This is a genomic window from Bacillus cereus group sp. BfR-BA-01316 (assembly GCF_022664195.1).
Classification (GTDB): Bacteria; Bacillota; Bacilli; order Bacillales; family Bacillaceae_G; genus Bacillus_A.
Window position 1 is genome coordinate 1 of sequence record NZ_JAKUGX010000037.1, and the last position, 25,638, is coordinate 25,638.

Genomic DNA, 25,638 nt, shown 5'->3' on the forward strand with positions numbered 1-25,638 from the left:
AAACATGTTCTATAATAATCAACCGCCTTACCCACAACAACCTTTTTCCCCTCAACATAAGGAACAAAGATATGCTGAACAGTACGGGGAGCAAGAGACACAACATCAAGAGCCTCAATACGAACAAAATCCATACGCAACACCGCAAACTCAAGAAACTGAATATCAACAAAATCCATATGACACACGTCCAAATTATGAATATCCTCAAAATCCATACGTAGCACCACCAACTCAAGAACAACAATATCAGCAAAATCCATACACAACTCAGTACACTCAAGAACAACAAAATCCATATGTACCGCAGCGCACCCAAGAACAACAATATCAACAAAATCCATACACAACTCAGCCACAACAACAACCGCAATACCAACAACAAATGTATCAGCCAAACTATGACCCGCGAGTTTCACCACCAGCACCGCCAACTATCGATCCTACGCAACCGCAAATTTTACCGCCTGAGCCAACACTCGATATTACGCAGCCACAAATTTTACCACCAGGACCTATTACAGAACCAACGCAACAACAAATCCAACAAGTTGTCGGTACACAGTTTTTACCTTTAAAGAAACCTGTACTTGATTTCGTAAAACCTTGGGTAGATTACGGTTTAAATGAAGCGAAACATACATCACACAAACATGCTTTAACAGAAGTTGCTGCGATTATGTTCTTAGTTGGTAAAGGATTCAACCCAACGATTGCTCATTATATTGTAGAATCTTGGGAGAAGAATGAGCAGTTTTAAACTTATTCATTTTGTTTAATATAAAAATACAAAAGTGCCATAAATGCCCGTTAAATAAGCATTTATAGCACTTTTTATTTATTTTTATTTATTTCACTATATTTTACTATAAAAATTCATTTCATATTTTTTCACGTGTTTTTATATTATTTGTGAGCAAAATGTGAGCATTTTATTACACAGTTTTAAATAGTTAGTGGTCAATTTTCGAACCACTATCTTATATATATATCATTAATTTTTTGTGATTAATCTTCTTAAATATCATATACAACATGCTTTGGTAACACCCTGTTGTAGAGAAAAAACTAAAAATTATATATTACTCTATTAAGCTTTGAATTATTGGTAAGAAATGCTAAAGTTAAATCGTTAAAAAATATACAAAGTGAGGCGATATTTTTGAAAAAGTTTAGTTTATTACTAACAGCTTTTGTAATGATTATTACATTATTTATTCCTAATCTTGCAAGTGCTAAATCTTTCCCTGATGTTCCAACTAATCATTGGGCAATTAAAGAGATTAACTATTTATCAGAAAAAGGCATTATTAATGGTACTCCTGAAGGATATTTTAATCCTAGTGACAATGTAACTCGTGGACAAATGGCATTAATGCTAGATTTATCGTTAAAATTAGAAAAACCATCTAGCTATGATCATATTTTTTCTGATGTAACCAAAGGTATCTATTACTATGATTCTGTACATAAGTTAGCACATAATAACATTGTACAACGTGAGAAAAACTACTTCCCTGACCGCTCATTATCTCGTGCAGAAATGGCAGTAGTTCTTGTTAAAACTTTTGATTTGAAGCCTACAGGTGCGGACGTTAATTTCCCTGATGTTCCATCTACTCATTGGGGTTACCAATATATCCAAACTCTAGCTCAAAATAATATCACCGCTGGATTTCCTGATGGTACATTTGGTCCAGACGTAAAAGTAACTCGTGAGCAATTCGCTGCATTCTTGGCTCGTGTATTAGAACCAAGCTTCCGTCCGGCTCTTCCTAAGCCTAAGGGTAACTTAGAGGTTCATTATATTGATGTGGGACAAGGTGACGCTACATTTATTAAATCTCCAAGTGGAGAAACAATCCTCATTGATGGAGGAAACAATGGTAAAGGTAAAGTAGTGGCGAATTATCTAAAAGGACTGGGATTCCAAACGATTGATTATATGATTGCTACGCACCCTGATGCCGATCATGTCGGTGGCTTAGATGAAGTTCTTAATTCTATGAATGTAAAAAATGTTTATGCACCTAAAGTAAGTCATACTACCCAAACATTTAAGGACTTTTTAACTGCGGTAGCCAACAAAGGATTAACAATTAAAGAAGCAAAATCCGGCTTAAATTTACCAATCAGTGGTTTAAACTCACAATTCTTAGCTCCTGTTAAAGAATATGGTGACGACTTAAACGAATGGAGTGCTGTATTAAAAGTAACGCACGGCAGCAAATCATTCTTATTTACTGGCGATGCTGAAACAAAAAGCGAAAAAGATATGGTTGCAGCGCATGGTTCAAACTTAAAATCTGATGTATTAAAACCTGGTCACCATGGAAGTAAGACTTCTTCTTCTCAGCCATTTTTAGATGCAGTCAAACCAAACATCGCTGTTATCAGTGCAGGTGCAGGTAACAGATATGGACATCCTACACAAGAAACCTTAGCAAAGTTATCTTCAATGTCTGTTAAGGTCTATAGAACAGATTTAAATGGAACTGTAGTTATTAATAGTGATGGTTCAAATATTTCTGTAAGAACGGAGAGATAATTATGCAAAGAGGTATTATTGACCGTTTTGAAGGAGAATTAGCAGTTATTGAAATTAATAACCTAACAATTGATGTGCCAAGATCCAAACTCCCTTCTACTGCAAAAGAAGGTGATGTTCTTATTATTGAGGATGATAAGTATACAATCGATAAGAATGAAACAGACAAAAGAAGATGTGAAATTCAAAATTTAATGGATAAACTGTTTGAATAGTAAATTTTAAAATTAAACATATCTATGTGAAAAAGCCAGCTCATATAAGCTGGCTTTTTCCATTACTTCACATACACATAGGCTTCATTTGCTGTTACATAATATGTTTTGCCCTTGCTATTGTGTACTTTATATTGTGGCAATCCATTGACACTTACTTTAGCGTCAATCGTAAATCCTAAACCTGCACCTACAGAACCGGCTCCATCTTTATCCTGCCATGATGGAGCATCATAGAAACGTAGGTTATTAACTTTAGAAACAACACGCTTCCCTACAATAGAGGAATCCACTGTGCTTTTCTTATTGAACTTCACATAAGATGGGTCGTTTTTAATCCATTGTTCACCGCCAAGATTTAACCAACCATCCTTTTCGCCCCACACAATATATGATTCTGGTTTATGTAACTGACGAATCTTAGAATAGCTTGTACCTGGTCCTTTACGTAAATTAACGTTGTATCCTTCAATATAAGCGATACCGTCTGTTACAGCTGTTGGTACTTCTTCTGGTTTAGATGGCTTTTCAGGAACTGAAACTTCTACATTAGAATTATTGTATGCACGTTGCACATCAGCACGGAACTGAGCTTCCGAAACACCGTGGCTACGTAAGTAATCAAGTGGATCTTCATGATCTGTACCTCCAAGATGTTTCGTCACATCATAGTGAGTCCACAATCCTTTTTCTACAGATAATCCACGATCACGTAGGATTTTAGCAAGTAATTTTACATATTTATCATAGCTGCGTTTGAATTTCTCGTAATCTCTTGTTTCGCACAATTCAACATGTACAAATCGTTTATTCGCTCCTGGGCCAGCTCCATAAGCAATGTACTTTGTATCAGCGATTTGGATTGTTTCATTCCAATCTACTGCGTAATGTACGAAAGCTGAACGCCATGTACGAGATTCATACTTTTGGATATTGATCGCCGGAGCTTCTGGAGTTGCCGTTGAATGAGCTACAACGCCTTCATAAACACCTATACCATAACGATATGGCTGTTTTGGTAAATCAGGAATAATAAGGGTTCTATCAGCAAAAGCCCTTGTTGTGAAACTTAACAGGAGCACTAGTGTCATAAATACAGAGGAAGCTAGTTTCATTTTCTTTTTCATTTAGCATCAACATCCTTTTTCATAATTTTTGTGTGGTCAAATAATCCACTTGCTGATAGTCCAATGATGATTCCTTGAAATACATTTGTTTTGATATCTCCGCCCAAAAATAAAACGCCTAGCACAATGCCAAGCGTTAAATTTAATAACGGAACGTATTTTGTTTGTAATCCAATTGTTTTTGCAATCTGAGAAAGACCAATTCCAATTCCAATCATTACAGTAATTTCAAACATTACATACCACCTCCTTTCATTAAGAAAGTGAGTGCTGCGCCTATAATCCCACCTACAATAAGCCGTAAGATCCAGGTGGTATTGGCGCTAATTTTATCTAACTGTTTGTTTATATTGATAATATCTTTTTCGTTACCCGTTGTTCGCATCTCTAAACTTTTAATTTCTAAACGAATGTCTTTAATATCTTGCTTTATTTCATGAACATCGTTCCTTACATCTTGTAATCCTTCCACTTTGACCACCCCATTCCAAAATAAAAAGAGAGACATTTATTTGTCCCTCTTTTGCTATAAAAGCCGTATTTTGTTCAAAATAAAAAACAGCTTATAGCTGTTCGGGTAGTATTGTTTCAGTTGTTAGAATTTCTTGCGGTGGATTTTTACCTGTCAGTTTGAAATAATCATCTGCACAAATATTTTTTTTCGCAAATCCCATATCTAACTCATAAAGTCTTGCACCACGTCCACACAATTCACATCTTGTTGCAATTCTGAAACAGATTGTTCCGTCAGACATTTCTCTCCACACTTCGACCTTACTAGCGCCATTAGGAATGCCCGCATTATTTAACATATCAGCAGGTATTTGGACAGAAATTCCTGTATCAGTTCTTTTTGCATCTACCAGCCTCCCCATAAAAGGAAAGCTTTCATCTGCTTGAAGTGGCATTATTTGAATATCATACTTATTCATTCTATATCTCTCCTTTTTTATCCAAGGGCATTAAATTTCCAACCATTCGCAGTGTTCACATAAAATCCTGGGCCGAGATTACCATCTGTAAAACGTATATGTCCCCAACCTTGAAATGCATTCCCACCAAGATTAACCCCTTGTACTGCTCGGATATTGTTATAGAATTTAGCATCTAACTTACCGCCAAAATCAAATGTTTGTCTATCTTGAGCAACCGATATAAAACCATGTTCGTTACCGAATTCCAAACTATCGATTGGCATCATACCGGAGTATATTTCCGCACTTTGTGCTTGCCATTCATACATAGAAGGATATTTACCAGTAACCAGTTGAACACCAGAAGCACAAACGGCAGTTCCTTTTGAGATGTCACCATCCGCTGACTCTACTTTTATAACAATCGCGTGCTCTCCAGGTTTATAATTAGTGGGCACTGTGAATGTAAACGCCCTTCGTTGAATGTCACCATAAAACGTGCTAGGCGAGTCAAATGATAATTTGGATTCTTGCCAGATATCGTAATGAACGTTATCTCGATACGTAACGTAGCAGACATGTAACTGTGGTCTAGCGGTCACCCTTTTACCATTAATCGTAGCGCATCGGAAATGTGTCGATAGGGTATAAACATTACCTGGATGTATACCATTCTTCACAGTTATCTCGGGATAATTAAACATGTCAACACGCGTCGCATTAACCATTCGTTCATAGTCAAAGTTGTACGTATTATTCTCTATAACAACATTGCCATTAGGTCTCCAAAATTTACCCGTCTCAAATTGGCTATACGAAGTGTTACCAACCATTACTTTCTTTGGAGTACTAGAGAAATCGTGATCAATAACTAAGTTCCTTTTAGATAAAACCGTAGTTCTTAGCCCTCTTTCATCTTGATATAAGAAGTCGGCCATACTTACGTCTACGCCATCTTTATTAATTGTAATTTTACTATTTTTAATGGTAATCAAATCAGCGTTGATACCTTTGGCTGTAAGCCACGTGACAATTGTATCGGCGTTAATTTCTAGTTTCTTAGCATCAATTGTAATTTTCCCAGGAGACATATTGATGGCAGTAACAATACCATCCTTTAAAATCTGTGCGATAATTCCTTCATCTAACACTTGTAACTTAGATTCCGTTTTCTTTACATAGGCATTATAGGTCTCATTGATAAAACTTTCCTGTTTTCCGGAAAGGATAGTAACGCCTTCTCCATTTGCTGTGATGCTTCTTTCTAACTCTGTAACTTTCTTATCGTATTTTTCAGTCGCTACTTTATCAGCCAAATCTTCCATGATTTTATCTTTATCAACAATATCATTTGGATTTTCCAAGTAACTAGATGGAGTTGTCCCCTTTTGTAGCATCGGTTGAGCCATCCAAATACGACCATTCTTTTCAAGTTGATACCTCAAAGTAATGCTACGTGTGTTTTCTGGGGCTACTGAGGAAACTAAAACCCTCGTCCATTGCCCCTTTAGTAATTTAACTTCAGTTCCAATTATTTTTATTCTGTTTCTAGTTGAATCAAAGAATTCTATTGCTATATGAACCTTACCATCGATTGAATTTGGATCATCTGTTAAAAGATACGCAGATGCAACAAAAGTCTCTCCTGGGACCGCATCTGTATAATTTGACTTCGCACCATACCAAGATCCTCCAGTAGAACCGGTAACAATTGTTCGAATTGAATTACATCCATTGTATTTAACATTTGTGTCTATTGCAGTAAATGCAGAACCTCCCATGAGTTCCCAATACTTTAAATAAGTCTTGAATAAAGAGTTACGAACTACGTTTATGTTACCAATTCCACCAACATAATCCTCTACTTGCTTTATTTCAACTTTTCCTTCTAAAGCTTTTGCAGTTGTTTCCCATCCTGCCTTAGCCTCTTGCAACTGCTTCCCTTGATTGGTTTGTATTTCTTGTAAACTAGTAACATTTTGTTTAATACCGTCTGCTGTTTTCTCTACAGTAGTAACACGTTTATCAAATCCCGTTTGATTTTGTTCAACCTTTGTTATATTTTCTTTAACACCATCCACACTTTTTTCAATCTCAGTTGTTTTCTTGGTGAATTCATCAGTTGATACTTGGTCTTCTGGTGCTGGCTGATGCGATGAAGGAATAGTCCCAATCTCAATTTGAAGATTTCTAAATTTAACAGTACCTGATGCGCTCCTAAATAAAGCTGTGACTGTTAATTCAGCAATTTCTTTATCCTCAATCATTGGTGATACTTTATGATACCTACGGTATGGATTGGTTCCACCAGGTACTATTTGTTTATAACACGCCTCAAACCAGTTTGTTTTTCCATCTTTGTATACAACCCTAAGCTCTATACCAACACTATTATTACTCGCTGTCCCATGGACTAAACCATTCGTTTCCGCATCAAAACTTAAAACAATTGGTTTCCCTCTAAAATCTGTTTTAGCTAAATCAGAAACAGCGTATGTTTTGCCTTTCGTTTGGGTAACATCGGTATTTACTAATTCAGATTCAACAGCACTTAGTAGAATGTAATTTCGAGTACCAACACTAAGGTTGTTAGTTTTCTTTTCTACACTCTCTAACTTTTCACTAATCTTCCCAGCTTGCTCTTTAATTTCAGTCGTTGTTTTTGTTAACTCTGTAGTTGTTTCTTGTACTTTAGCAATCGTCTTTTTTGTACCTTCGGCAGTTTCTTCAACTGTATTTAATTTTTCAGTAATTTCACCGTCTTTTTTTGTTAATAATTCTATAGATTTTGTAAAACCTTCGTTGGTTTGTTTCATTTCAGAGACAGTTTTATTAATTTCACCTTGAGAGTTTTGTACATTTTTAATCGTTAGAGAAACCTCTTGAAGATTTTCTTTTACTTCCTTGAATTGTCCAGAAGTTTCTTTTTGAGCTTCTTCCACTTTTTTATTTAATTCTTGTTTTGTGGCAGAAATATCTTTATTCACTTGTTCAAGGGTTTCCTTTTTAACGGATTCTACATCAGGGATAAGTAATTCCCATCCTTTTCCGTTCCATACTTTTAAAACACCTGGCTTACCATTACTAATATCTCGCCACAGAGTTTTGCTAATTGTAAGGTTATCAGTTGGTGGATTAGCAGCTTCGATGATGTTAACTGTATTATTTTTTAGGTTTTCTTGAACTTTCTCGGCTAATTCTTTAGCCGCTTGAGATTCTTTTACAGCTTGGCCAGATTCTTTCTTTGCTTCTTCAGCTAACTTTTCTAGTTGTTCTAATAGTTCCTTGTTAGCTTTATTCCCCAGAGAGGCAAGAACTTTGTTATATAACTTTCTTAATTCCTCATTTGGATCAACGATTTCACGATAGTCGCCAAACACATATTTATCTTGTGTAGGATCTGTAAATGATTCATCACCAGCAATAACACGAGCTTCTAGATATAATTTCGGTGTGAACCCTGTATCTTTAATGTAGATTGTGTCACCTTCATTAATCATTTCATGAGCTAGTCCGAAAACTCGACCAATGCTTTGCGCTTGAACATCATACGAATAAGATGTGTTTACACGTTTTTTTAACTCTGTTTTCATAAGAGTCATAAGACGTTGTGGAGTCATATTTTGGTCTTCTGTCTCTGGGGTATAGAAACCGAATTTATGTTGACCACGCTCATTCCAACGTTGAAAAGCATCATTATCTGTTATATATGGAAGCCCGTTATTAATCTTCTCTATCGTAATAATGTTGTCGCCTTCACCCTTCACAAAACCTACTAATGCTGTACAAATATTTTGAGAGTTTTCAATACGTCTAATCCCAACTAGGTCTTTACCAAGTGTTATCTCTTTCCCTGTTTCTCTGCCACGCTTTTTAATCATGTCAACGTATCGGCCAACAACTTGTGATCCAACAACTTCAGCACGATAAACAATTTCCAAATCAAAAAGAGAGGCAATATCTTTTAGAAATTTAAGTGGGTCGATAAATTCATCGATAGTCATTGTATGAAACCCAGAGTATTCTGTACGACCTCGTTTCCACTTTGTCCCTATTAAAGCCATGTCGATAAACTCATTTACCGTTTTCCCTTCAATTCGTTGAGGAGTGATAATACCTGCTTTTGCTAATAAAATCCACTCTCCAGATGCATAAGCAGTAACTGATCTATCATCTGAGTTTTTTTCTATTTCTGTGATGACATAAGGAACGATACGTCCGTCACGAACTTCCTTTAAAACTAAATTTTGTTGCATAAGTGTAGCCGCATTGTCGGTGTTATCAAATACCTTGAATTCCAATGTATCAACATTATTTTTGATTTCCCAATGTCGTTTATCGTCCCAATAATCTTTAGATTGAATGGTTGAAACAATTTGTTCTGTCTTAAAATCAACGACATGGAGGATTCCGCTTGGTGTTCTCATCTGTATCTCTCCCTATATGTAACCTTTGCTTTCCCAATGTTTGCAGGCATAATTTCCAGCGTATTTGAACCTCTGTTTATAGTCGGAAAATCACTGAAAATATCTTTTAGATTAATAGCATTTTTACCGTTTATCGTTACGAGACTTCGTTCTGTATCGATTTGAATTCTATCGCCAACATCAAAAATATAAGGAGGATTACTTTGTGTGTTCATGTTTACTTTCCAAATCTTCAAGTCATCAATGGACATGTTTTGGCAGAACATGTTATTAGAAAATTGGCAGATGCTAATTTGAACTTGTGCCACTCTGTTCATATTCACGTTGTTTTCATCTATCCATACTACAAATCGTTCAGAATCATCAATTTCCGTACCATCTCTAAATCTTGAAATATAAGCTTCCCATCTGTTTCCAGTTCGTGCTAACCATAATCGACCTCTGTATTGATTCCATGTGTTAGGATGATCACCTGTCTCATTGATAAATACTTGACCGCCGGGCTTTTTTCTATTTCCAACAGAGGCAAATCCACTATTCTGCTCCGCTTCCCATTGAACATCACTCATAGATATACGAGCGACATAATCGCTATTTTCATCAAGAAGCCCAATTTCTACGCGCCCCATTTGGTCCCAGTGCAAACTTCTTACTCCAACATAAGCTTGCATAATGAAATCCTGCAATGGACCTTGCGGAATATTCTTTTTGGCTATACAACCGTGCCATCCTTTTACAGTAGGTTCACCGAGATATTCAGGCATAAGTCTAGAACCACCATGTACTTTAAATTTCCCTCCACCTGTCATATCCTCGGTTTGCGCCACATTTGTCCATCCTACAGTTGTGGACATGTCATCCCACATTACACGTTGATTCCTTTCAACAGGAACTTGATCTGCTTTAAGGGGATATCCAATCCGAAAGTAATTCATACCATTCCATACATCTGAAAATGTAGAAGGCTTTTCTACTTCAATCTCGAAAATGGGATTAGATGCTACACTACCTTTGTTTTGAACATTAGCTATAAAACCACGGCTATCTAACTTAAAATCAACTGTTTGGGTAGGCCCTAATTTATAAGGCATAGGGCAAACGAATGTTAATGTACCTTTCCCTCTATTCACTAATTCATCAAGATCAGTTGCACCATCTACAACAGCTAGATAGGTTCGATCAAGTTCATCATCAAAAATGAGTTCAGCTGGTTCTTCGGTAAATAACCAGTCTGCTAAATCCTCTTTAAGCTTTTGCAAATCAGCCATATCTTTTTTTGCTTTAATAACAAAAGGAACGTCAATACGACGCTCCTCTGTTTCTGTATTAAGTAACAATGCCCCTGGACGATGAGGAATTCTTACAAGGTTTCGTTTAACTGGAGCCCATGAGGGGCGTTTTCTTCCTACAAGCATTTGAATGTAATCTTTTCGAATATTATTAAATGTGAAGCTTAATTTCCCCATAATGTATCACCGCCCTTAGAATTGTTTTCGTCTTTCTCTTTCACGCTCTTGAAGCTCTGTAGTATACGTATAAGTTGCACCTGCTAACTCTCTTCCATCTATTGAGTTCGTCATATTTACAGTAAGATTTATTTCTTTCTCTGCGGAATACTTATTCGGGAATACTCTGTTATTAGACGGATTAGCATATTGTTGTGGAATATTTGGTTGCATACCATGAGTAAAGGTATCCAATACATCGCCAGGTATATATGGACTAGATGATTGGAATCCAAAGTCAAATACAGACGGCATATTCCCCATTTGTTTCTTAACAGTTCCAACTACATTTTTTGCTGCATCCACAACAAAACGTTTCCCTTTATCCATCCCCACTCCAACACCTTCTGGAACCGCACTACCGATAGGTATCATTACTTTTGATGGACTGTTTACTTCAAGCGCTCCAGAAATAGTCTTTTTAATATCGTTTGCAATTCCAGCAGCTTTACTAAATAAACCTCCTGAGGCATCATCTATTCCTTTGCCAAGACCTTCTATAATCGATTTTCCAATTGAACGTAAATTTATGGTACTGAAGAATTTTTCAACTGTGTTCCACTTCTCTTCGATATCACTTTTTATCTCGTTCATTTTATCTGTAACGGCTTTTTTCTGTTCCTCAAATTTTCTTGAAACAGTATTTTTTATTTCTTCTACCTTGTTGCTTGCTGATGTTTTCATATCCTCATATTTTTGAGTAACATCTGACCACATTTCTTTCATTTTTTGGACAACATCATCTTTCATTACTTCATACTTAGATTTTACTTGTCCAGTTTCCCAATCCACCTGATTAACATGTTCTCCAGCTTGCGCCTTTGCTTCACTTACAATTTCAGTGTGCTTATCTCTTGCTGTGGAAACGGTGCTGTCATACTGTCGTTTGGCTTCTGCAATAATTGCATTTGCCTCTTCAGCATTAATCGTTTTATTTTCATCTCGTTGTCGAATAGCCTCTGCAATTTTATCGTCACGAGTTTTCTTTGCATCTGCTATAACCTTATCCCTAGTTTCAGCACTATGTTGAACAACCTCAGCTGCTTGTCTTGCTGAAATTTCACTAGCTTGTACACGCATGTTTTCAAGAATAACCTTTTGTTCCATTTGATTTTTAGACATATGTTCTACAGCGACTCTGTCCATCTCATCTTGTAATGCTTGTAAAGAGATGCGTTCAGACGTTGTTAGTTCTCTGTTTTCTCTAGCGGCTGTTTGTAGAATTTCTTTAATTTTGTTTTCTTTCTCTTGTGTTTTTAGTTTTTCTTGTTCGTAATGTTGATTAAGTTGTTCAATCCGCTTATTTTCTTCTTCAGCTGTTAATACATATGAATCACCAAAGAACTTTTTAAGTCCTTCAATTTCTTTCTGCTGTCTTGCATTGGTTTTTTCAATGATTGTGTTAGCTAGTTTGTCATATTGGCCAATTAACTTTTGCGACTGTTCTTCTGTTATTACTTCATGATTTAATCTGATTTCAGTTAACTTTTGCCTAATACCATCAGATAGTTTGAAATACTCACTAAGAACTTTCTTTGTGGAGGAACTAACTTTTCCTTCTGTATTCGTAGCAAAGCGATCTACTGAAGCAATGCTGTCCTCGGTTGCTTTTTGATATGCCTTATATGCGACAACTCCAGTTCCAATAAGAGCGGCTGCTACTAGACCAATTGGCCCTGTTAAAACGGCAAGCGCACTTCCTAAGAACCCAACTGCTCCAGCCGCGATTCCAGCAATCCCACCAACTGATGCTAATGCAAGAGATAGAGAACCAATTCCTGAAGCGATCATTCCAAACGCTGCTAAAACAACCCCTATCGCTGTAGCCACAGCTGTTAACGCAAGAACAATACCACCTGTAATTGCAATAGCCTTTTGTACAGGACCAGGCAAAGCATTAAACCCATCGACAAGCTTTTGTAGTCCAGCAACAAAAGCGCTAACCACAGGGGCAAGTGCATCACCAATTGTCTTTTTCATTGTGGAAAATGCTGAATCTAGTAATGTAAGGCGCCCTTTTAAAGTATCCAGTTTAGTTGCAGCAACTTCAGCCGCTGTAACGTTTGACATGGCATCCCACATACTATTTACACCAGTAGCACCTTCTTTGAAAAGAATAGTCGCACCACGAACAGCATCGGAACCAAACAATGTTTCTAGAGCCATACTACGTTGCTGATCTGTTAAACCTTTCATAGATTCATGAAGGGTTCCTGAAATATTTTCTAGACTTTGAATATGCCCCTGTTGATCGTAGAATTTTGAAGATAAGAAAGCTGAACTTGTGGCTAATTCACGGAATGTTGTATCGCACTTATCATTCCATTTCTTTACACCTTCCGTTTTCATTACATATTTTTCTAGTGCAACTTCAATATCTCCCACACTTCTAGATGCCGGTGTGATGCCGTTTTTAACCAAGAAATCAAATCCAGCCTGCGCATTATAAGTAATAAGTCCCAAATCTGCCATCTTGTTATACGCTTCTTTAGTTGAAGGGTTTAACCTCATAAGCATTGTTTTTAAAGATGTACCTGCATCAGAACCTTTTAACCCGTTCTGTGCAAATACTGCTAAAGCTGTTGCTGTATCTTTAAAAGTCATACCAGCACCTGCTGCAACAGCTGCGGATGCTGACAAACCATATTTCAATTCATGTACATCTGTTGCTGAAGCATTGGCTGCACCACTCAAAATATTTGCTGCATCTGCCACTGAAAGGTGATCAGCTTTAAATGCGTTTAGAGCCGTAGATGCGATTTCCGCCGCTTCTCCTAGTTCTAATTCTCCTGCTGTCGCTAAGTTAAGAGCGCCTTCTAAACCACCGTTAATAATGTCTGTTAAACTAACACCAGCTTTTATTAATTCTTCAACGCCTTTACCTGCTTCCACAGATGAGAATTTTGTTTTTTCACCCATTTCCACCGATAGTTCACTTAACTTCTTCATTTCTTCTCCAGTAGAACCGGAAACCGCTTTTACGTTCGCCATTTGTTGTTCGAAATTCACTGATTCTTCCACAGCTGATTTTAAACCTCGACCTATTGCGTAAGTCATTCCACCAAATACCATACCGATTTGCATTCCAGCATTTTGTAAATGGTTTCCCATTGCCTCCATACGATTACCGAAGTTCAATAGACGATTCCCTTGCTGATCCAATTCATGATTTGCCTGTTGTAATTGTGATTCGAATCGATTTAGTTCAGCTGTTGCTCGATGAATTTGTTCAGCATATCTTTGCGCTGACTGACTTGCTTCCCCTTCTTCCGTCTTAGCTCGGTTATAGGCTGATTGAAGTTCCCTAATCTTTTCTTTTTGTTTATCTACCGTACGAGATAAAACATCAACTTTAGCTCGTGTTTGTTCAGTTGCATTAGAAAAACCGCCCATTCCTGTTGTAATAGACTGAAATTCAGCCTGTAGGGCTTTTAAAGAATTATTTAACTTATCCATCCCTTTTTGTTCAGCTTGCTTATTTACTTGCTTTAATTCATTTTCAAATCTATTTAAATCAGCAACAGCTTTATTAACTTGTGAAGCATACCGCTGAGTTGCTGCATCATTTTCACCTAATTTAGCCTTATTTTGATCATACGCTTGCCGTAACGCTTTAACTTTCTCTTTTTGCGCGTCAATGAGCCTACTTAAAGCATCCATTTTCGCTTGTGTTTGTTGGCTAGCACTAGCGAAACCGCCCATGCCTGTACTTACAGATTTCAATTCATTCTGCAAGGTCCTCACTGCACGTCCTGAATTTGCTATCCCTTGACGAAAATTCACATTATCAAGGGAAAGTCTAACTACTAAATTATTCACTTCATTTGCCAATGTCTCACCTCCTCGTTAGATAATGTTTTCAGCCGGAACTTCTATTTCATTTGAATTCTGATTTTCATTATTTGAATTACCTTGTTCGCGGTGCTTCCGATTTAACCTTAAATAATGCCAAATATCCATTTCATTATCGATATGATGATGTTTGTATCCCTGACGTAATAAAGAGAGGTAAAGCTCGTCCATAAACTCACTGAACGTCAGCCCTCCTCCCTCTACGCGTTTGGGTTTGCTTCTTCTCCAGTTCCAGGTGTACCACTAGCCGCTTCCACAGTTTCATTGATAACGGTGTTAATCACCTCTGAAGTTGTTGATAAAAACTTACGAGCATCCATACCATCCCAATACTGATCTAAAGTAAATTGTTCATCGAAAACATTCACTACAAATTGAACCATTTTATCCATATCCTCTGGACCAGGATTATTTGGAATATCAGCAAGCTCAGGTGCTTGACGGATTAAACGAGCTGGAATGAACCCCGGTAAATTAAAAGTTTTCTTTTCCTTATTAATTCGTAATGTTAGTTTCATAGTTTATTCCTCCTTAGTTAATAAAAAAGAGAGAGCTTTTGCTCCCTCTTACTTGCCTGTTGGTGGTGTTACGTTTTTTTCATATACCTTACTAAACCAATTATCTCCTACAGCTTTTGTAAACGTAGGTTCATCAGCATCAGCTGTGAATTTTGGTCTATCATCAAAATCACGTTCAATAAATGACCCCTTGAGTTTAGTTGTTTGGAAGTTAGGTTTGTCTTTTTTCGTTTCAGCTTCTTCTTCCTCTTGTGAAAGTTTCCCTTTGAGTAACCAAACATAACGATACTTACCATTTGCCTTTAAAAAACGGTATCCAATTGCTAAATATGGTTTTTCTCCCTCGCGTTTCTCGTCTAATACACCATCTTTAACTTCTGGATATCCTTCGATATCTGCTTTCGTGGATAGTGAAAGTCCTCGAACTTCAATTTCAACTTCGACTTCACCGTCAGACTCAGCAATTTCTGATTTCTTGTTATCGCTCCACATAATCTCAGTAGCTACCTTTTTAGATGTTTTAACCTTTACAGCACCTTCCATTTTCTTTACCGTTGCATATTCCACACCTGTCGCATTATCTTTTAATAGTTTTGCATAAACAAGATTATCTACACCGACAGTCGAACTAATTGTAATAATTTCTCCAGCCATCTATAACTCCACTCCTTTTGCGAATCTCATCGCGTAATGATAAATTTGTGTATCATCTTCATATAGATCAGCAATCGCATAACGTGAGAAACCAATACTTTTCATGATTGCATTCACTTTTTTATGAATTGCTGTTGTACTACCCTTTGACCAAACATCGATTTGAAATAAGATTTCACTTTCAATTTCCTCATTATCTGCAAATCCATCTGGCCTATTGTCTAATTCGAAAAATGTAATCCGTGGAAACTCTTCAGCATTCTTGGCTTTACGATAATAAATCCGCTTTCCACCTAACAAAGAAACAAGCTCCTGATTATTTTCAAGAGCTTGCACAATTTCAGGGCGTAAATTTATCACAGATTTATCCTCATTTCATTTTTTAAAATATCTGTCATAGCACGAATTGCGGCTTCCTTTGAAGAATTAAAACCTGGTTCTATAAATGGTTCAGCTGGCATTTTTGACGTTCCCCATTCATGAAACTTTAAATAGAACCACGGGGAACGATCTGCTTTATCGATTCCGATTTTAACTGTTTTAATACCACCTTCAAGTTTAGCTTTCGTAACTTTTATATGATCAGCACCATGTTGGCCAGTACGCCACGGTTCACTTTTAGACGGTTTCTTAGGACTATCACTTCTTGGTGCTCGCTCGGCAATCGCTTTTCGAATAGGTTCGCCGCCTGCTGCAAGGGCTTTATCTTCAATCTTTTCTCCACGTAGGCCCATTTGCTCTAATTCAGAAACTAAACGGTCAAATCCTAAGAAATCAACACCATTAGCCATTCATAACACCGCGCTTCCACATGATTAATAATGTGTGTTTTTCAGTTGGAAGAACTGAAACGATATCATAAAGTGCACTTTTATACTTAATTTTCATATCAGCGGTAACATCTTCTCGATAGCGAATTTCTGTTTTCCCTTGAATTTCACTATTTATCGCTGCCGCCTGAAAATATTCCCTTCCTTTTAGGAAATTAAAAGAACCCCATACAGTGAATTCATCTTTAAATTTATCGATAGGTTCACCGTCAGGTCCTTTTGCATCTTCATCTTTTATTTGAAATGCGAGGCGCTTATTTAACTTTCCTGGATTCATAAAATCACCTCAATTGTAAAATCAAGCTTTGTAAACTATACGAAGCCTTATCAGATACCCTTGAAACACCTCGGTTTTCATACCATTCTGTTACAAGAATCATAACCGCTATCTTATAACGTTCTGCTTTTGTATTTGTGACTCCAGCATCAGCAAGATACTCTTCTGCTGCCATAACAAAAGAAGTGAGGATACCATCTTCCTCACTTCCATCAATTCTTAAATATTGTTTTGCTTCATCAAGACTTATTATCATAGTCCATATCACCTACGATCCTGATGTTGCTGTTTTTACTGTTAATCCATTACTCAAAGTAGAACTTAGTCCGTTATTCCCTACAGATATCACTTGGTATGAATACGTTGTATCACCTGTTAACCCTGTATCCTTGTAGGATGCTGTTGGAGAAGTTCCAACTTGCTTACTATTACGGAACACTTGATACTCTTTAATTCCCCCATCGTACACAGCAGGTGACCAACTAATGTTGGCCGTGGTTACTGTCGTAGAATCTACTTTCAATCCTGTTGGTACTTGGGGTGGATTAGGGTTTAGTAACTTTCGCAATACGGAATGCTGATTTCAATTTGATTTGGTGATCCAACCAAGCCGTCACAACGAATTGTTCAATACCTGTTTTCACATCTTTATCACGATCATAAAGTGCATTTAAGTCATAGTTGAAGTGAGAGTACGTATAATCTCCAACTACTGGGTCAACAGCTGAATCACAAAATTCTACTGGTTTACCTAAAACTTGCTCCGGCTGAGCTGCATATAGAGTCGCGTTTCCATTTGCAAGGACTTCAATAATATCTGAGTAATCAATGTAACGCATATAGATTACCGCATTCTCACGATAGTCTTCATGCAAATCAGCGATAGCTGCTTTAATAGCCTTATATTTATTTTCTGCTGTTACCTCTTTTACTCCAGCCTTATAGAAGGACATATGATCTTCACCAGCTTTTGGAGTAATGGTAAATGCGACTTTCTTTTCTTTGGCTGCTACGCCTGATTGCAATGCATTTTCAACATATGATACAAGGTTTGCTTCCGAACCATTTAAAACCGTTTCTGAAATCCCTGCGAGAACTTTAAATTTATGACGGCCAAATGAAACTACATCTCCTGTAGTTTTCAATTCTTTTGCTGTTTCTGTATCAGCAATAAAATCATCGTCATCTAATGTGAAGTTCAATTTTGGAATTTCTAAATTTGTAATTTGTGTAATTGTTGATCGATTTCTTAGCGGATTTTTAACGGTAGGTTCCACTAAAATATCTGTTGACACAGTTTTAGGTAAAAATTTGTTACCACCAGTTGTATCATTGTCACCTAATGCTTGACATACATCGGTTGGTACAGATTGCTTACGCATCGTTGCACGAATTAATTCTGCTTTCGCTTGAACAATTCGTTGTTTTGGGTCCTGAATAGAGTTAACACCTTGATTCGTTGCAAACTTAGCCCTTTGCTCCGCTTCCATAGAATCATGTTGATCTTTAATTACATCAAAACGCATTTGCAAATCCTTTTTCGATTGCTGTAACGTCTGAAGATCATCTGTCGTTGCTGATGGATCAATCGCTTTTTGAGAGAGTTCTCTTTCTACCTTTTGAAGTTGTTGACCAATCGTAGATAAATTTTGCTTCAGTTCAAACAAAGTATTATCTGAAAAATATTGAAAGTTACCAATTGATAATCGGAATGGATTTGCGTTAGCCTTTACAATTTTCATGAATAAATTCCTCCTAGAATTGTCTGAATATAGTCCGCGTTAGCTTTCGCCTCTTCGGCAATTTGTTGACGTTTTTTCATTTCGTCAGCTGATAATTTTGTTTCTTTGTGTTTTTGTAATTGTTTCGGTACATTTTTGTACTTTGAAAGGACTTCTTTATTAAGTGATGCGGCCATTTGATTTGCCTCTTCTATAACATCGCATAGACCGTATTCAAAGGCTTCGTCTGCTGAAAGCCAAGTTTCCGCATCTAACATTTCTTGAAGCTTTTCGTCTGTAAGTTTATCGCCAGCTTTTTGTAAATAAGTTTGTTTGCTTGAATTACCAATGCGATCAAGATCATCAGCTGCTTTTCGTAATTCTGCGGCGTTTCCTTCCGTCCATGTCCACGGATTATGAATCATCAACATGCTATTTTTAGGCATATAAATAGTGTCACCAGCCATTGCGATGACACTTGCTATTGATGCCGCTAAAGCATCTATATATACATTTACCTTTACCTTATGTCGTTTTAACATGTTGTAAATGGCTATCCCTTCAAATACAGAACCACCTGGAGAATTAACATGTAAATTAAGTGTTGAAACTTCACCTAAAGCATCAAGGTCATCTTTAAAAGTATTTGATGAAACATCTTCAGGAAAATAATCTTCCCATACCCACCTAACAATGTCTCCATAAATAAAAATATCTGCTGAATTCGAACTATCCGCAGACATTTTCATTTCCCAAAACTTATTCTGTTGTTTGTTTACCACTTGTACTCACCCCCTTTCGTTCTGCTGGGTCCATGTCTAACGGATACATATCTCCACTAATCCAAAGCTCATCTGCTTTACCTGGTATTGGTGGTAAGTCTTCCCACCGCCTAACATCATTACGAGTTAGCCAACCATCACGTAAACCGCCATGATAAAGTGTGTTTCTTGCTGCTGTATCCCCTCTTAATAAAGCTCCTACATTGAATTTAAAATAAAAACCAGCCTTTCTTTCAGCTGGAGTGAGTAGCTTTCTATTAAATTCTTGTTCATATTGACGAATAATTGGCATTAAAGTTAGTTGGACAAACTGTTGCATAAGCTGTTCATTACTCCCATAACTTTGCCCCTCATTATCATTCAAGAATGTAACCGGTACATTAAACACATTAGCAACACGAGAACGAGTGATTCTTTCTGAAGTGAAAGTATCTGCTGCAATATATTTTCTTTCAAGCTGATCAATTGTTACTCCCGGCTCTTGAAACAGTATCCCACCATTATCTTGATAAAAACGTTTAAAATCATCAATGACTTCTTTTCTTTTATCCTTATCAATATTTGCGCCATAAGTCACAATGAATGAATTAGGTGCACTTTGCATTTCTTTCAAACTAAATTCTCTAATTGCTTTATCAAAATCAATTGTATTTGTTAACACTTTGATTGGATTAATTCCTTTTAATCCTTGAGATGAAACAATATGTTTTAAGTGTAAGACATCTAAATTATGAAAATAGTATGTCCCACCATCGCCAATAACTTGATACCATAATTCTTTACTTTCTTGCTCCAATACTGGCTCAACGTAAGTCGATATTAATGGTGTAATACGTGAAACCTGACCACGTATATCTCTTTCAATTAAACCATACGTATTTCCAGTCTCATTTCTTGCTGTTTCCATGTTTCGAATCAACTCAAAGGAAGTCATGTTTTGATTAGGTCCATTTATTAAAACGTCTGATGCTGAATTACTTTCCAAATCATAATTTTTATACATTTTAATTGGCAATGAAGCTATGATATTAGATAAACGAGACACGACACTAAATATTGTTTCGTTATTTGCAAGTTTTGAATTATCTACGCCCCAAAAAGTACGTCCTAACCAACTTGAAAAATCATATGTTTGTCCCTTCCAGCCAGCTACTGCGCCGGAAACAGCCCTTTTCATCCTACTAAACCATTGCAATTTACCACCACCTTTCTATATTTTCAGTTGAGTAGGTCTTTCATGGAAATCACACCAATATCAGCATTTCCTTGTACATCCACAAATTTTTTCATAACTTCTGTATGAGCATTTAAAAAAGCCGCAAAACCGTCAATTTTACGGTAGCGACCTTGTTTTTGTGGTAATTTATTACGATTTCTATCTTCAACCATCTTAACGTTATTCACATACCAACGGAAAAGACGATTCATATTAAAAATTACATTTCCATCGATAAAACGCTCTTTGACGTCGTCTACAGCTGGTCCTAGTGTTAAGTACCCTTGCCGAACAACCACTGTTTCAAATCCGTATTTTTGTAAAGAAACGACTAGCCCATAAGCTTTCGCTGGATCATATGTAATTAATTCGATGTTAAAAAGCTTTGATTGTTTAACAAACCAATCAAAAACATCTTCTTTCTTTACATATTCCCCTTTTACTATGGTTAAAAGCCCCATACGTTCATATTCACGATAGGGAATCTTTTCATTGTCCATTAACACCTTTTTCTCTGGTATCCATGAATGAGAAAGTACAAAGACTTCTCCAGTTTCTATAATAGGGAATTCTAAACAAGCACTGGTAAAGTCTTCAGAATCAGATAAATCAAACCCACCAATACATGATTTACCGATAAAATCATTAATATCTCTTACTTTTTTATTCTTTTTAATAATTTCATAATCTAAGAATGATTGTTCATTATTATTAACAAACATATTAAAACGCTTTGTAATAAAGTCGTTTCGTTCTGATGGTGTACGTTTATCCTTTTTCCAATCCTCAATCATGTCACTTAATTTTATAGAAACATCCATATTAGGATTTGCTTTAACCCACATTTCCGGCATTTCAAATTCTTTAGGATCATCTAATTCTGCCAGGAAATAAAAAGTACGTTCATCCTCAAAGACACCGTTCAATACATCTGTACCCTGTTCATAATAGTTAACTAACGGGCCATCTAATTGATATCCGGCTGTAGTGATATAAATTAATAAAGGCTGTTCACGCGCTCCTCTTGAGTTTTTAATTACCGAAATGAGCTTGTAATCCTTGTATTCATGTATTTCATCAAAGATTCCAATATGTGTGTTCAATCCATCAAGCTTTTCACTATCAGATGCTTGTGGCTCAATTTTCGAAAATGTTTTATCGTAGTGTATCGCATCACGTAATGTTCGGAAATGTTTCTTTAATAATGGTGAAGCTTTAATCATAGCTTTTGATTCATCAAACAGTAACCTTGCTTGCTTCATTGAGTTCGCTAATAAAGGAATATCTGCTCCTTTTTCACCGTCTTTACTAACTCCATAATTTGCTACACCTGATATAATAGTCGTTTTCCCATTTTTACGACCAACGAAAATAAGACCCTCTTTAAAACGCCTTAGTCGTGTTTCCTTATGAACCCAGCCAAACAGACTACCTAAAACAAAATGCTGCCATGGTTGTAGTATAAGTTGTTTAAAATTCCCTTTTGATGGTCTACAAAATTTTTCAATAAATTTAATTGGCCTATGCGCGAAATCCTCATCAAAGATGTACGGAAATTCATCAGTTCCTTGTTTCTTCAAATCATTTAAATGACGTTTAGCTGCTAAAACAACTTTTTTACTGGCAATGATGTTTCTTTTAGCAACTTGCTCTGTATACCAAGTTGCTAATATATTAGGTGAAGGTTTAACTAGTATACGAATAATTCCACTAGAACTCTTCGAAGTCATCGCCATTTTCCCCAGTCAATGCTTCTTGTAGCTTCTTTCTGCTGGCTCCCGTTAAACCTAACTCACCTAAGTATTGTCTTATCTGTTGCATATACTTTGGTATTTCTGGTATAAGTGTATGCTTTGTAAGATTGGTAGCATTAGCTTTATTTGTATACTCCATTGTTAATCCATCTTTCTTTATTTGAGCGGCCATATCTTTATACATTTGGTAACTGTAAGCAATCATCTCTACAGCAATTGGATCGTTAAAATTCGCCTTACCTTCAGACTCCAAAATACTCCAAATACGATGCCAAGTATCTTTACCCACCTTTTTAAGATGAGTCGGTGGTTTATGATTAATTTTCAACTCTTCATCCACGTCAACACCTCACTTACATTTTATGGATAAAAAGTGGCGGTTTTTTTTGCAAACCGCCACGATTCCCTGCGTTTCCCCCCTTTAGAAAACCTTCCGCGTGGCGAACGAAGGGGGACGGCGGTCTTTCCGAAGTCAGAAAGTTGATTATTTAGTTAGGGGGGCTATTCGAAAAAATATAATTTTTGTTGAATGATTTGTTTGTGATTTTTTTATTTTTTACAAACGTATTCTTCCCCACATTTAGTACATTTTTTCTTTATTAATAATCCTTCAGAATATATACTTTCAAGCACTTCACCATCGTTCATACAGTAATCATCTTCAACAGTACTTAGCTCATCAGCCAATGCATGAAGATGCTCCGCAACTATCCTCATCTTAGCCACCATATGACCAGTGTTACAGAGTATATCGACCTGTACCTTTTGCCCCATAACAAACTCCTCCTTAAATTATCTCTTTGTTTGCTCTAACTTTTATCACATTAATTTTATTTGAAACTTCTTTCTTCTTCTCTCCACCTGACTTCTCAGGATGTTCCTTGTTATGACAAGTATTACATAAGCTAATCAAGTTTTTTAGAACTAAAGCTTTATCTGGTTTATCTTTGAAGTGTTCAATATGATGAACCATATCCGCCTGGTTAATAATGTTTTGCTTTAAACATTCTTGACATAAATAATGGTCACGCTCTAAAGCTAACTGTCTACAATTTTTCCACGCTATAGAATTATAAAATCGTTTCGCTTCTTGATCTCGTTTATGTTTATCGTAATAACTATCTTGTTCGCTCCTATTACGCATCCATATCAATCCCTTACTTAGTTCCTTCCATCTTCTTTCTCAATCGTTTCATCTCATCCTCAATAGCAAGATTCTTTTTATTAATTCGATCATGGCACTTAGCTATGTCCGCTTGATGCTTACGAATCTTATCATTCACATAAGCAGCAACATGTTCATGATTACAGTGAGGACAAATATAGAAACACTTCTCAATACGATTAGGAAGTTGTACTACTTGTGGTTGCATGTCGTAATCTTTATTACAGTTAGAACAATAGACTTGCATCTATCCTCACTCCTTACCTAGATACATGAGTTGCACTTCTTCTTCCACAATAGGGTGATTATGTTGAATAATTTCAGTATTACAACGCTTATTATCAGATGGTACATGTTCAATATGAATATATGTCCTATTAGTCTTATCAATCGATTGTGTTTCCCAATCAAATGCAACACGTAACTTTCTATCTATCTGTTTACCTTTGTAATGAACTATTGGTACAGCATCTATATCTGTTAATGTAATTGTTAATAAAGGTTCTTCTCTAATTTCACTTGATTGAGGTATCAGATACACACTATCACGTCTACATTTCATACATTGTCCTACACCATCTACTAGGACTTTTGTACTAAACACATGGCCACAGATATGACATTCATAAATATAAAACGCTTCGCTCATCTATCCTCACTCCTTATCTTCCTTAACAACACGCTTACTCATAATTGGTCCATTACATTTAGGACATTTCCAGCCATCACGTATCTTGTGAGAAGTCTCTTCAAATCCACAGTTTTTATCTAAACACCAATGTTTGGTTAATGACATTTTCAAACCTTCTCTCACTCCTTACTCTCTAGTAATGCATCTATCGCTTTATCCAATACATTAATAAGCGCTTCGCGTGTTTGCTTTGGCGTCATATCATCACTTATTTCATTATGCATAGCTATTGCCTTTTCTAATTTCTGTGAATCAATGTGTTGTTTTACTAAATCCAAACCGATAACATTGTTTATTAAATTGCCGATGATAGCTGTTTGTTCTTGTTTGTTTAGTTTCATTTTTTTACTCCTTAATTTTTTGTAGGATTTTCCTACTTTGTGTCGAATTAATTAGATGAAAGGAGGTGATATTATGCCAGATTATAAACACACATACACCGCTACTGCCACTGATGGTGAATTTAAAATAAATACTGATTTTGGGATAGACTTTTCTGAAATTAAACACAATCAAATTGAGCATTCAGACGATCGAATAGTTAGAGAATCTATCTACCCAAATGGTTTTGCAATTAAATTCGAACAAACAGCAGATAAAATTGTATGTCATACAAACAAAGAATTAATTAAAGGCAGTGACGGTAGTTATTCTGTTAAATTAGATTAATTGTATAGCCTATCTTTAATTTCAACACTGCATTTACCCTAAAAAAAGAACCTATTGAGAGTAGGTTCTTTTTTATGTTTTCTCTCACAATCAAGATACTGTAACCTCAAAAACTACCATTTTATTAAAATTGAATCTACATCTTGATTAATTAGAGATTCAATTGACTTTCCATCACCTTTAATATGCTCAACTTTGGTTTCCAAACTGTTATTATTTACTTGAATGATTGATTTATTTTTATTCATTACTTCACCCCCTTTCTCAAAATAAAAGCACCCGAATGGATGCCTTTTTCATTAACTATTAATTTGTACTTCAATTACGGTAAATGAAGTTTTATCCTTCTTCCAATCACCTAATGTCGCTGCATCAATCCGCTTGCACATTATTAAGTAACTGGAAGAAGAGCAAAAGCTCTTTCATTTTATTTTCTCTTTTGTGCCTCAACTATTAGTCGATCTACCAATGTAATTTGTCCTGCTGTTACAGCCTCTTCAATACCAATTACACCGTCTTCTTCGCGCTGTTTAATCAACTTAGCACCAAGTTCACCTTTAAAAGATTGTAGTTCTGATAATTTAATATAAGGTTCTTTTCCCATCATCTTCACCTCCATATAAAAAAAGAGTGGTTATTTACCACTCTTTTCTACATTAAACTCATAAAACTAAATGGGTTGAGGCTATGCACCTCTTTCAGCTAACAACCACGACAGACACTCTTGGCGAACTTATCAGGTCCCCCTCATTCCGTCTACCTAGGATGTTGTT

The 25,638-nt window shown here is 36.3% G+C and carries 31 protein-coding genes; 4 read left to right on the forward strand and 27 right to left on the reverse strand.

The window, feature by feature from the left end; genetic code table 11:
* Nucleotides 1-4 precede the first annotated feature (4 nt).
* The 3 genes from MR071_RS21725 (at nt 5) to MR071_RS21735 (ending at nt 2,763) form a co-directional block, all read left to right on the forward strand.
* Entirely contained in the window at nt 5-760 is a 756-nt protein-coding gene (locus MR071_RS21725; RefSeq protein ID WP_242238021.1) for a hypothetical protein, read from the forward strand.
* Between the two features lie 402 nt (nt 761-1,162).
* The gene (locus tag MR071_RS21730; protein WP_242237946.1) at nt 1,163-2,548 is read left to right on the forward strand and encodes an S-layer homology domain-containing protein; all 1,386 of its coding nucleotides are present in this window, start codon (nt 1,163-1,165) and stop codon (nt 2,546-2,548) included.
* A gap of 2 nt (nt 2,549-2,550) precedes the next feature.
* Nucleotides 2,551-2,763, forward strand: a complete 213-nt coding sequence (locus tag MR071_RS21735; protein WP_242237948.1) for a DUF3006 domain-containing protein — start codon at nt 2,551-2,553, stop codon at nt 2,761-2,763.
* Nucleotides 2,764-2,825: 62 nt separating this feature from the next.
* Here the strand turns inward: MR071_RS21735 and MR071_RS21740 are convergent, their stop codons facing one another.
* From MR071_RS21740 to MR071_RS21860, 25 genes are all read right to left on the reverse strand, one after another.
* Nucleotides 2,826-3,890: an N-acetylmuramoyl-L-alanine amidase gene (locus MR071_RS21740; RefSeq protein WP_242237950.1), complete on the reverse strand. Its 1,065-nt coding sequence runs from the start codon at nt 3,888-3,890 to the stop codon at nt 2,826-2,828.
* Nucleotides 3,887-4,126 (reverse strand): holin, encoded by a 240-nt coding sequence (locus tag MR071_RS21745; RefSeq protein WP_242237952.1) that lies wholly within the window; start codon nt 4,124-4,126, stop codon nt 3,887-3,889. Before MR071_RS21745 ends, MR071_RS21740 begins: the two co-directional genes overlap by 4 nt.
* On the reverse strand, nt 4,126-4,362 hold the full coding sequence (locus MR071_RS21750; RefSeq protein ID WP_097832037.1) for a hemolysin XhlA family protein: 237 nt from the start codon (nt 4,360-4,362) through the stop codon (nt 4,126-4,128). Before MR071_RS21750 ends, MR071_RS21745 begins: the two co-directional genes overlap by 1 nt.
* Before the next feature lie 91 nt (nt 4,363-4,453).
* On the reverse strand, nt 4,454-4,822 hold the full coding sequence (locus tag MR071_RS21755; protein ID WP_242237954.1) for a hypothetical protein: 369 nt from the start codon (nt 4,820-4,822) through the stop codon (nt 4,454-4,456).
* 17 nt (nt 4,823-4,839) lie between these two features.
* The gene (locus tag MR071_RS21760) at nt 4,840-9,231 is read right to left on the reverse strand and encodes a phage tail spike protein (RefSeq protein WP_242237956.1); all 4,392 of its coding nucleotides are present in this window, start codon (nt 9,229-9,231) and stop codon (nt 4,840-4,842) included.
* Nucleotides 9,228-10,697 carry a distal tail protein Dit gene (locus tag MR071_RS21765; RefSeq protein ID WP_242237958.1) on the reverse strand — a complete coding sequence of 490 codons (1,470 nt, stop codon included), beginning with the start codon at nt 10,695-10,697 and terminating at the stop codon, nt 9,228-9,230. The genes MR071_RS21760 and MR071_RS21765 overlap by 4 nt, the downstream gene beginning before the upstream one ends.
* Nucleotides 10,698-10,712: 15 nt before the next feature.
* Nucleotides 10,713-14,567: a phage tail tape measure protein gene (locus MR071_RS21770; protein ID WP_242237960.1), complete on the reverse strand. Its 3,855-nt coding sequence runs from the start codon at nt 14,565-14,567 to the stop codon at nt 10,713-10,715.
* Between the two features lie 221 nt (nt 14,568-14,788).
* A complete protein-coding gene (gene gpG / locus MR071_RS21775; protein ID WP_242237962.1) occupies nt 14,789-15,106 on the reverse strand; it encodes a phage tail assembly chaperone G in 318 nt (105 codons plus the stop codon).
* Nucleotides 15,107-15,154: 48 nt separating this feature from the next.
* Complete coding sequence (locus tag MR071_RS21780) at nt 15,155-15,760, reverse strand: major tail protein (RefSeq protein WP_242237963.1); 606 nt, start codon at nt 15,758-15,760, stop codon at nt 15,155-15,157.
* The gene (gene gp17, locus MR071_RS21785) at nt 15,761-16,120 is read right to left on the reverse strand and encodes a tail completion protein gp17 (protein ID WP_242237965.1); all 360 of its coding nucleotides are present in this window, start codon (nt 16,118-16,120) and stop codon (nt 15,761-15,763) included.
* Entirely contained in the window at nt 16,117-16,551 is a 435-nt protein-coding gene (locus tag MR071_RS21790; RefSeq protein WP_215559946.1) for an HK97-gp10 family putative phage morphogenesis protein, read from the reverse strand. Before MR071_RS21790 ends, gp17 begins: the two co-directional genes overlap by 4 nt.
* Nucleotides 16,544-16,867, reverse strand: a complete 324-nt coding sequence (locus MR071_RS21795) for a phage head closure protein (protein WP_242237967.1) — start codon at nt 16,865-16,867, stop codon at nt 16,544-16,546. The genes MR071_RS21790 and MR071_RS21795 overlap by 8 nt, the downstream gene beginning before the upstream one ends.
* Before the next feature lie 4 nt (nt 16,868-16,871).
* Complete coding sequence (locus MR071_RS21800; protein WP_242237969.1) at nt 16,872-17,123, reverse strand: head-tail connector protein; 252 nt, start codon at nt 17,121-17,123, stop codon at nt 16,872-16,874.
* 12 nt (nt 17,124-17,135) lie between these two features.
* The gene (locus MR071_RS21805; protein ID WP_309243142.1) at nt 17,136-17,390 is read right to left on the reverse strand and encodes a fibronectin type III domain-containing protein; all 255 of its coding nucleotides are present in this window, start codon (nt 17,388-17,390) and stop codon (nt 17,136-17,138) included.
* A gap of 22 nt (nt 17,391-17,412) precedes the next feature.
* The gene (locus tag MR071_RS21810) at nt 17,413-18,609 is read right to left on the reverse strand and encodes a phage major capsid protein (RefSeq protein WP_242237972.1); all 1,197 of its coding nucleotides are present in this window, start codon (nt 18,607-18,609) and stop codon (nt 17,413-17,415) included.
* Nucleotides 18,606-19,370 carry a head maturation protease, ClpP-related gene (locus MR071_RS21815; RefSeq protein ID WP_242237974.1) on the reverse strand — a complete coding sequence of 255 codons (765 nt, stop codon included), beginning with the start codon at nt 19,368-19,370 and terminating at the stop codon, nt 18,606-18,608. The genes MR071_RS21810 and MR071_RS21815 overlap by 4 nt, the downstream gene beginning before the upstream one ends.
* A complete protein-coding gene (locus MR071_RS21820; protein WP_242237975.1) occupies nt 19,348-20,565 on the reverse strand; it encodes a phage portal protein in 1,218 nt (405 codons plus the stop codon). Before MR071_RS21820 ends, MR071_RS21815 begins: the two co-directional genes overlap by 23 nt.
* Nucleotides 20,566-20,588: 23 nt before the next feature.
* A complete protein-coding gene (locus MR071_RS21825) occupies nt 20,589-22,316 on the reverse strand; it encodes a terminase large subunit (protein ID WP_242237977.1) in 1,728 nt (575 codons plus the stop codon).
* The gene (locus MR071_RS21830; protein WP_242237978.1) at nt 22,297-22,680 is read right to left on the reverse strand and encodes a phage terminase small subunit P27 family; all 384 of its coding nucleotides are present in this window, start codon (nt 22,678-22,680) and stop codon (nt 22,297-22,299) included. The genes MR071_RS21825 and MR071_RS21830 overlap by 20 nt, the downstream gene beginning before the upstream one ends.
* 209 nt (nt 22,681-22,889) lie before the next feature.
* Complete coding sequence (locus tag MR071_RS21835) at nt 22,890-23,114, reverse strand: hypothetical protein (RefSeq protein ID WP_242237979.1); 225 nt, start codon at nt 23,112-23,114, stop codon at nt 22,890-22,892.
* 13 nt (nt 23,115-23,127) lie between these two features.
* Nucleotides 23,128-23,484 (reverse strand): HNH endonuclease, encoded by a 357-nt coding sequence (locus MR071_RS21840; RefSeq protein WP_242237980.1) that lies wholly within the window; start codon nt 23,482-23,484, stop codon nt 23,128-23,130.
* A gap of 13 nt (nt 23,485-23,497) precedes the next feature.
* Complete coding sequence (locus MR071_RS21845; RefSeq protein ID WP_242237981.1) at nt 23,498-23,752, reverse strand: hypothetical protein; 255 nt, start codon at nt 23,750-23,752, stop codon at nt 23,498-23,500.
* A gap of 6 nt (nt 23,753-23,758) precedes the next feature.
* Nucleotides 23,759-24,067: a hypothetical protein gene (locus tag MR071_RS21850; protein ID WP_242237982.1), complete on the reverse strand. Its 309-nt coding sequence runs from the start codon at nt 24,065-24,067 to the stop codon at nt 23,759-23,761.
* Nucleotides 24,068-24,160: 93 nt separating this feature from the next.
* Complete coding sequence (locus MR071_RS21855; RefSeq protein WP_242237983.1) at nt 24,161-24,301, reverse strand: hypothetical protein; 141 nt, start codon at nt 24,299-24,301, stop codon at nt 24,161-24,163.
* A gap of 14 nt (nt 24,302-24,315) precedes the next feature.
* Nucleotides 24,316-24,537 (reverse strand): hypothetical protein, encoded by a 222-nt coding sequence (locus MR071_RS21860; protein WP_242237984.1) that lies wholly within the window; start codon nt 24,535-24,537, stop codon nt 24,316-24,318.
* Nucleotides 24,538-24,610: 73 nt separating this feature from the next.
* Here MR071_RS21860 and MR071_RS21865 point away from each other — a divergent pair, with 73 nt between their 5' ends.
* Nucleotides 24,611-24,865: a hypothetical protein gene (locus MR071_RS21865; RefSeq protein WP_242237986.1), complete on the forward strand. Its 255-nt coding sequence runs from the start codon at nt 24,611-24,613 to the stop codon at nt 24,863-24,865.
* A 113-nt stretch (nt 24,866-24,978) separates the two neighbouring features.
* On the opposite strand, the gene MR071_RS25510 is transcribed toward MR071_RS21865, so the two are convergent.
* Together MR071_RS25510 and MR071_RS21870 are read right to left on the reverse strand one after the other, a co-directional pair.
* Nucleotides 24,979-25,113: a hypothetical protein gene (locus MR071_RS25510; protein WP_255835622.1), complete on the reverse strand. Its 135-nt coding sequence runs from the start codon at nt 25,111-25,113 to the stop codon at nt 24,979-24,981.
* Between the two features lie 179 nt (nt 25,114-25,292).
* Entirely contained in the window at nt 25,293-25,469 is a 177-nt protein-coding gene (locus tag MR071_RS21870) for a hypothetical protein (protein WP_242237987.1), read from the reverse strand.
* Nucleotides 25,470-25,638: the final 169 nt, after the last annotated feature.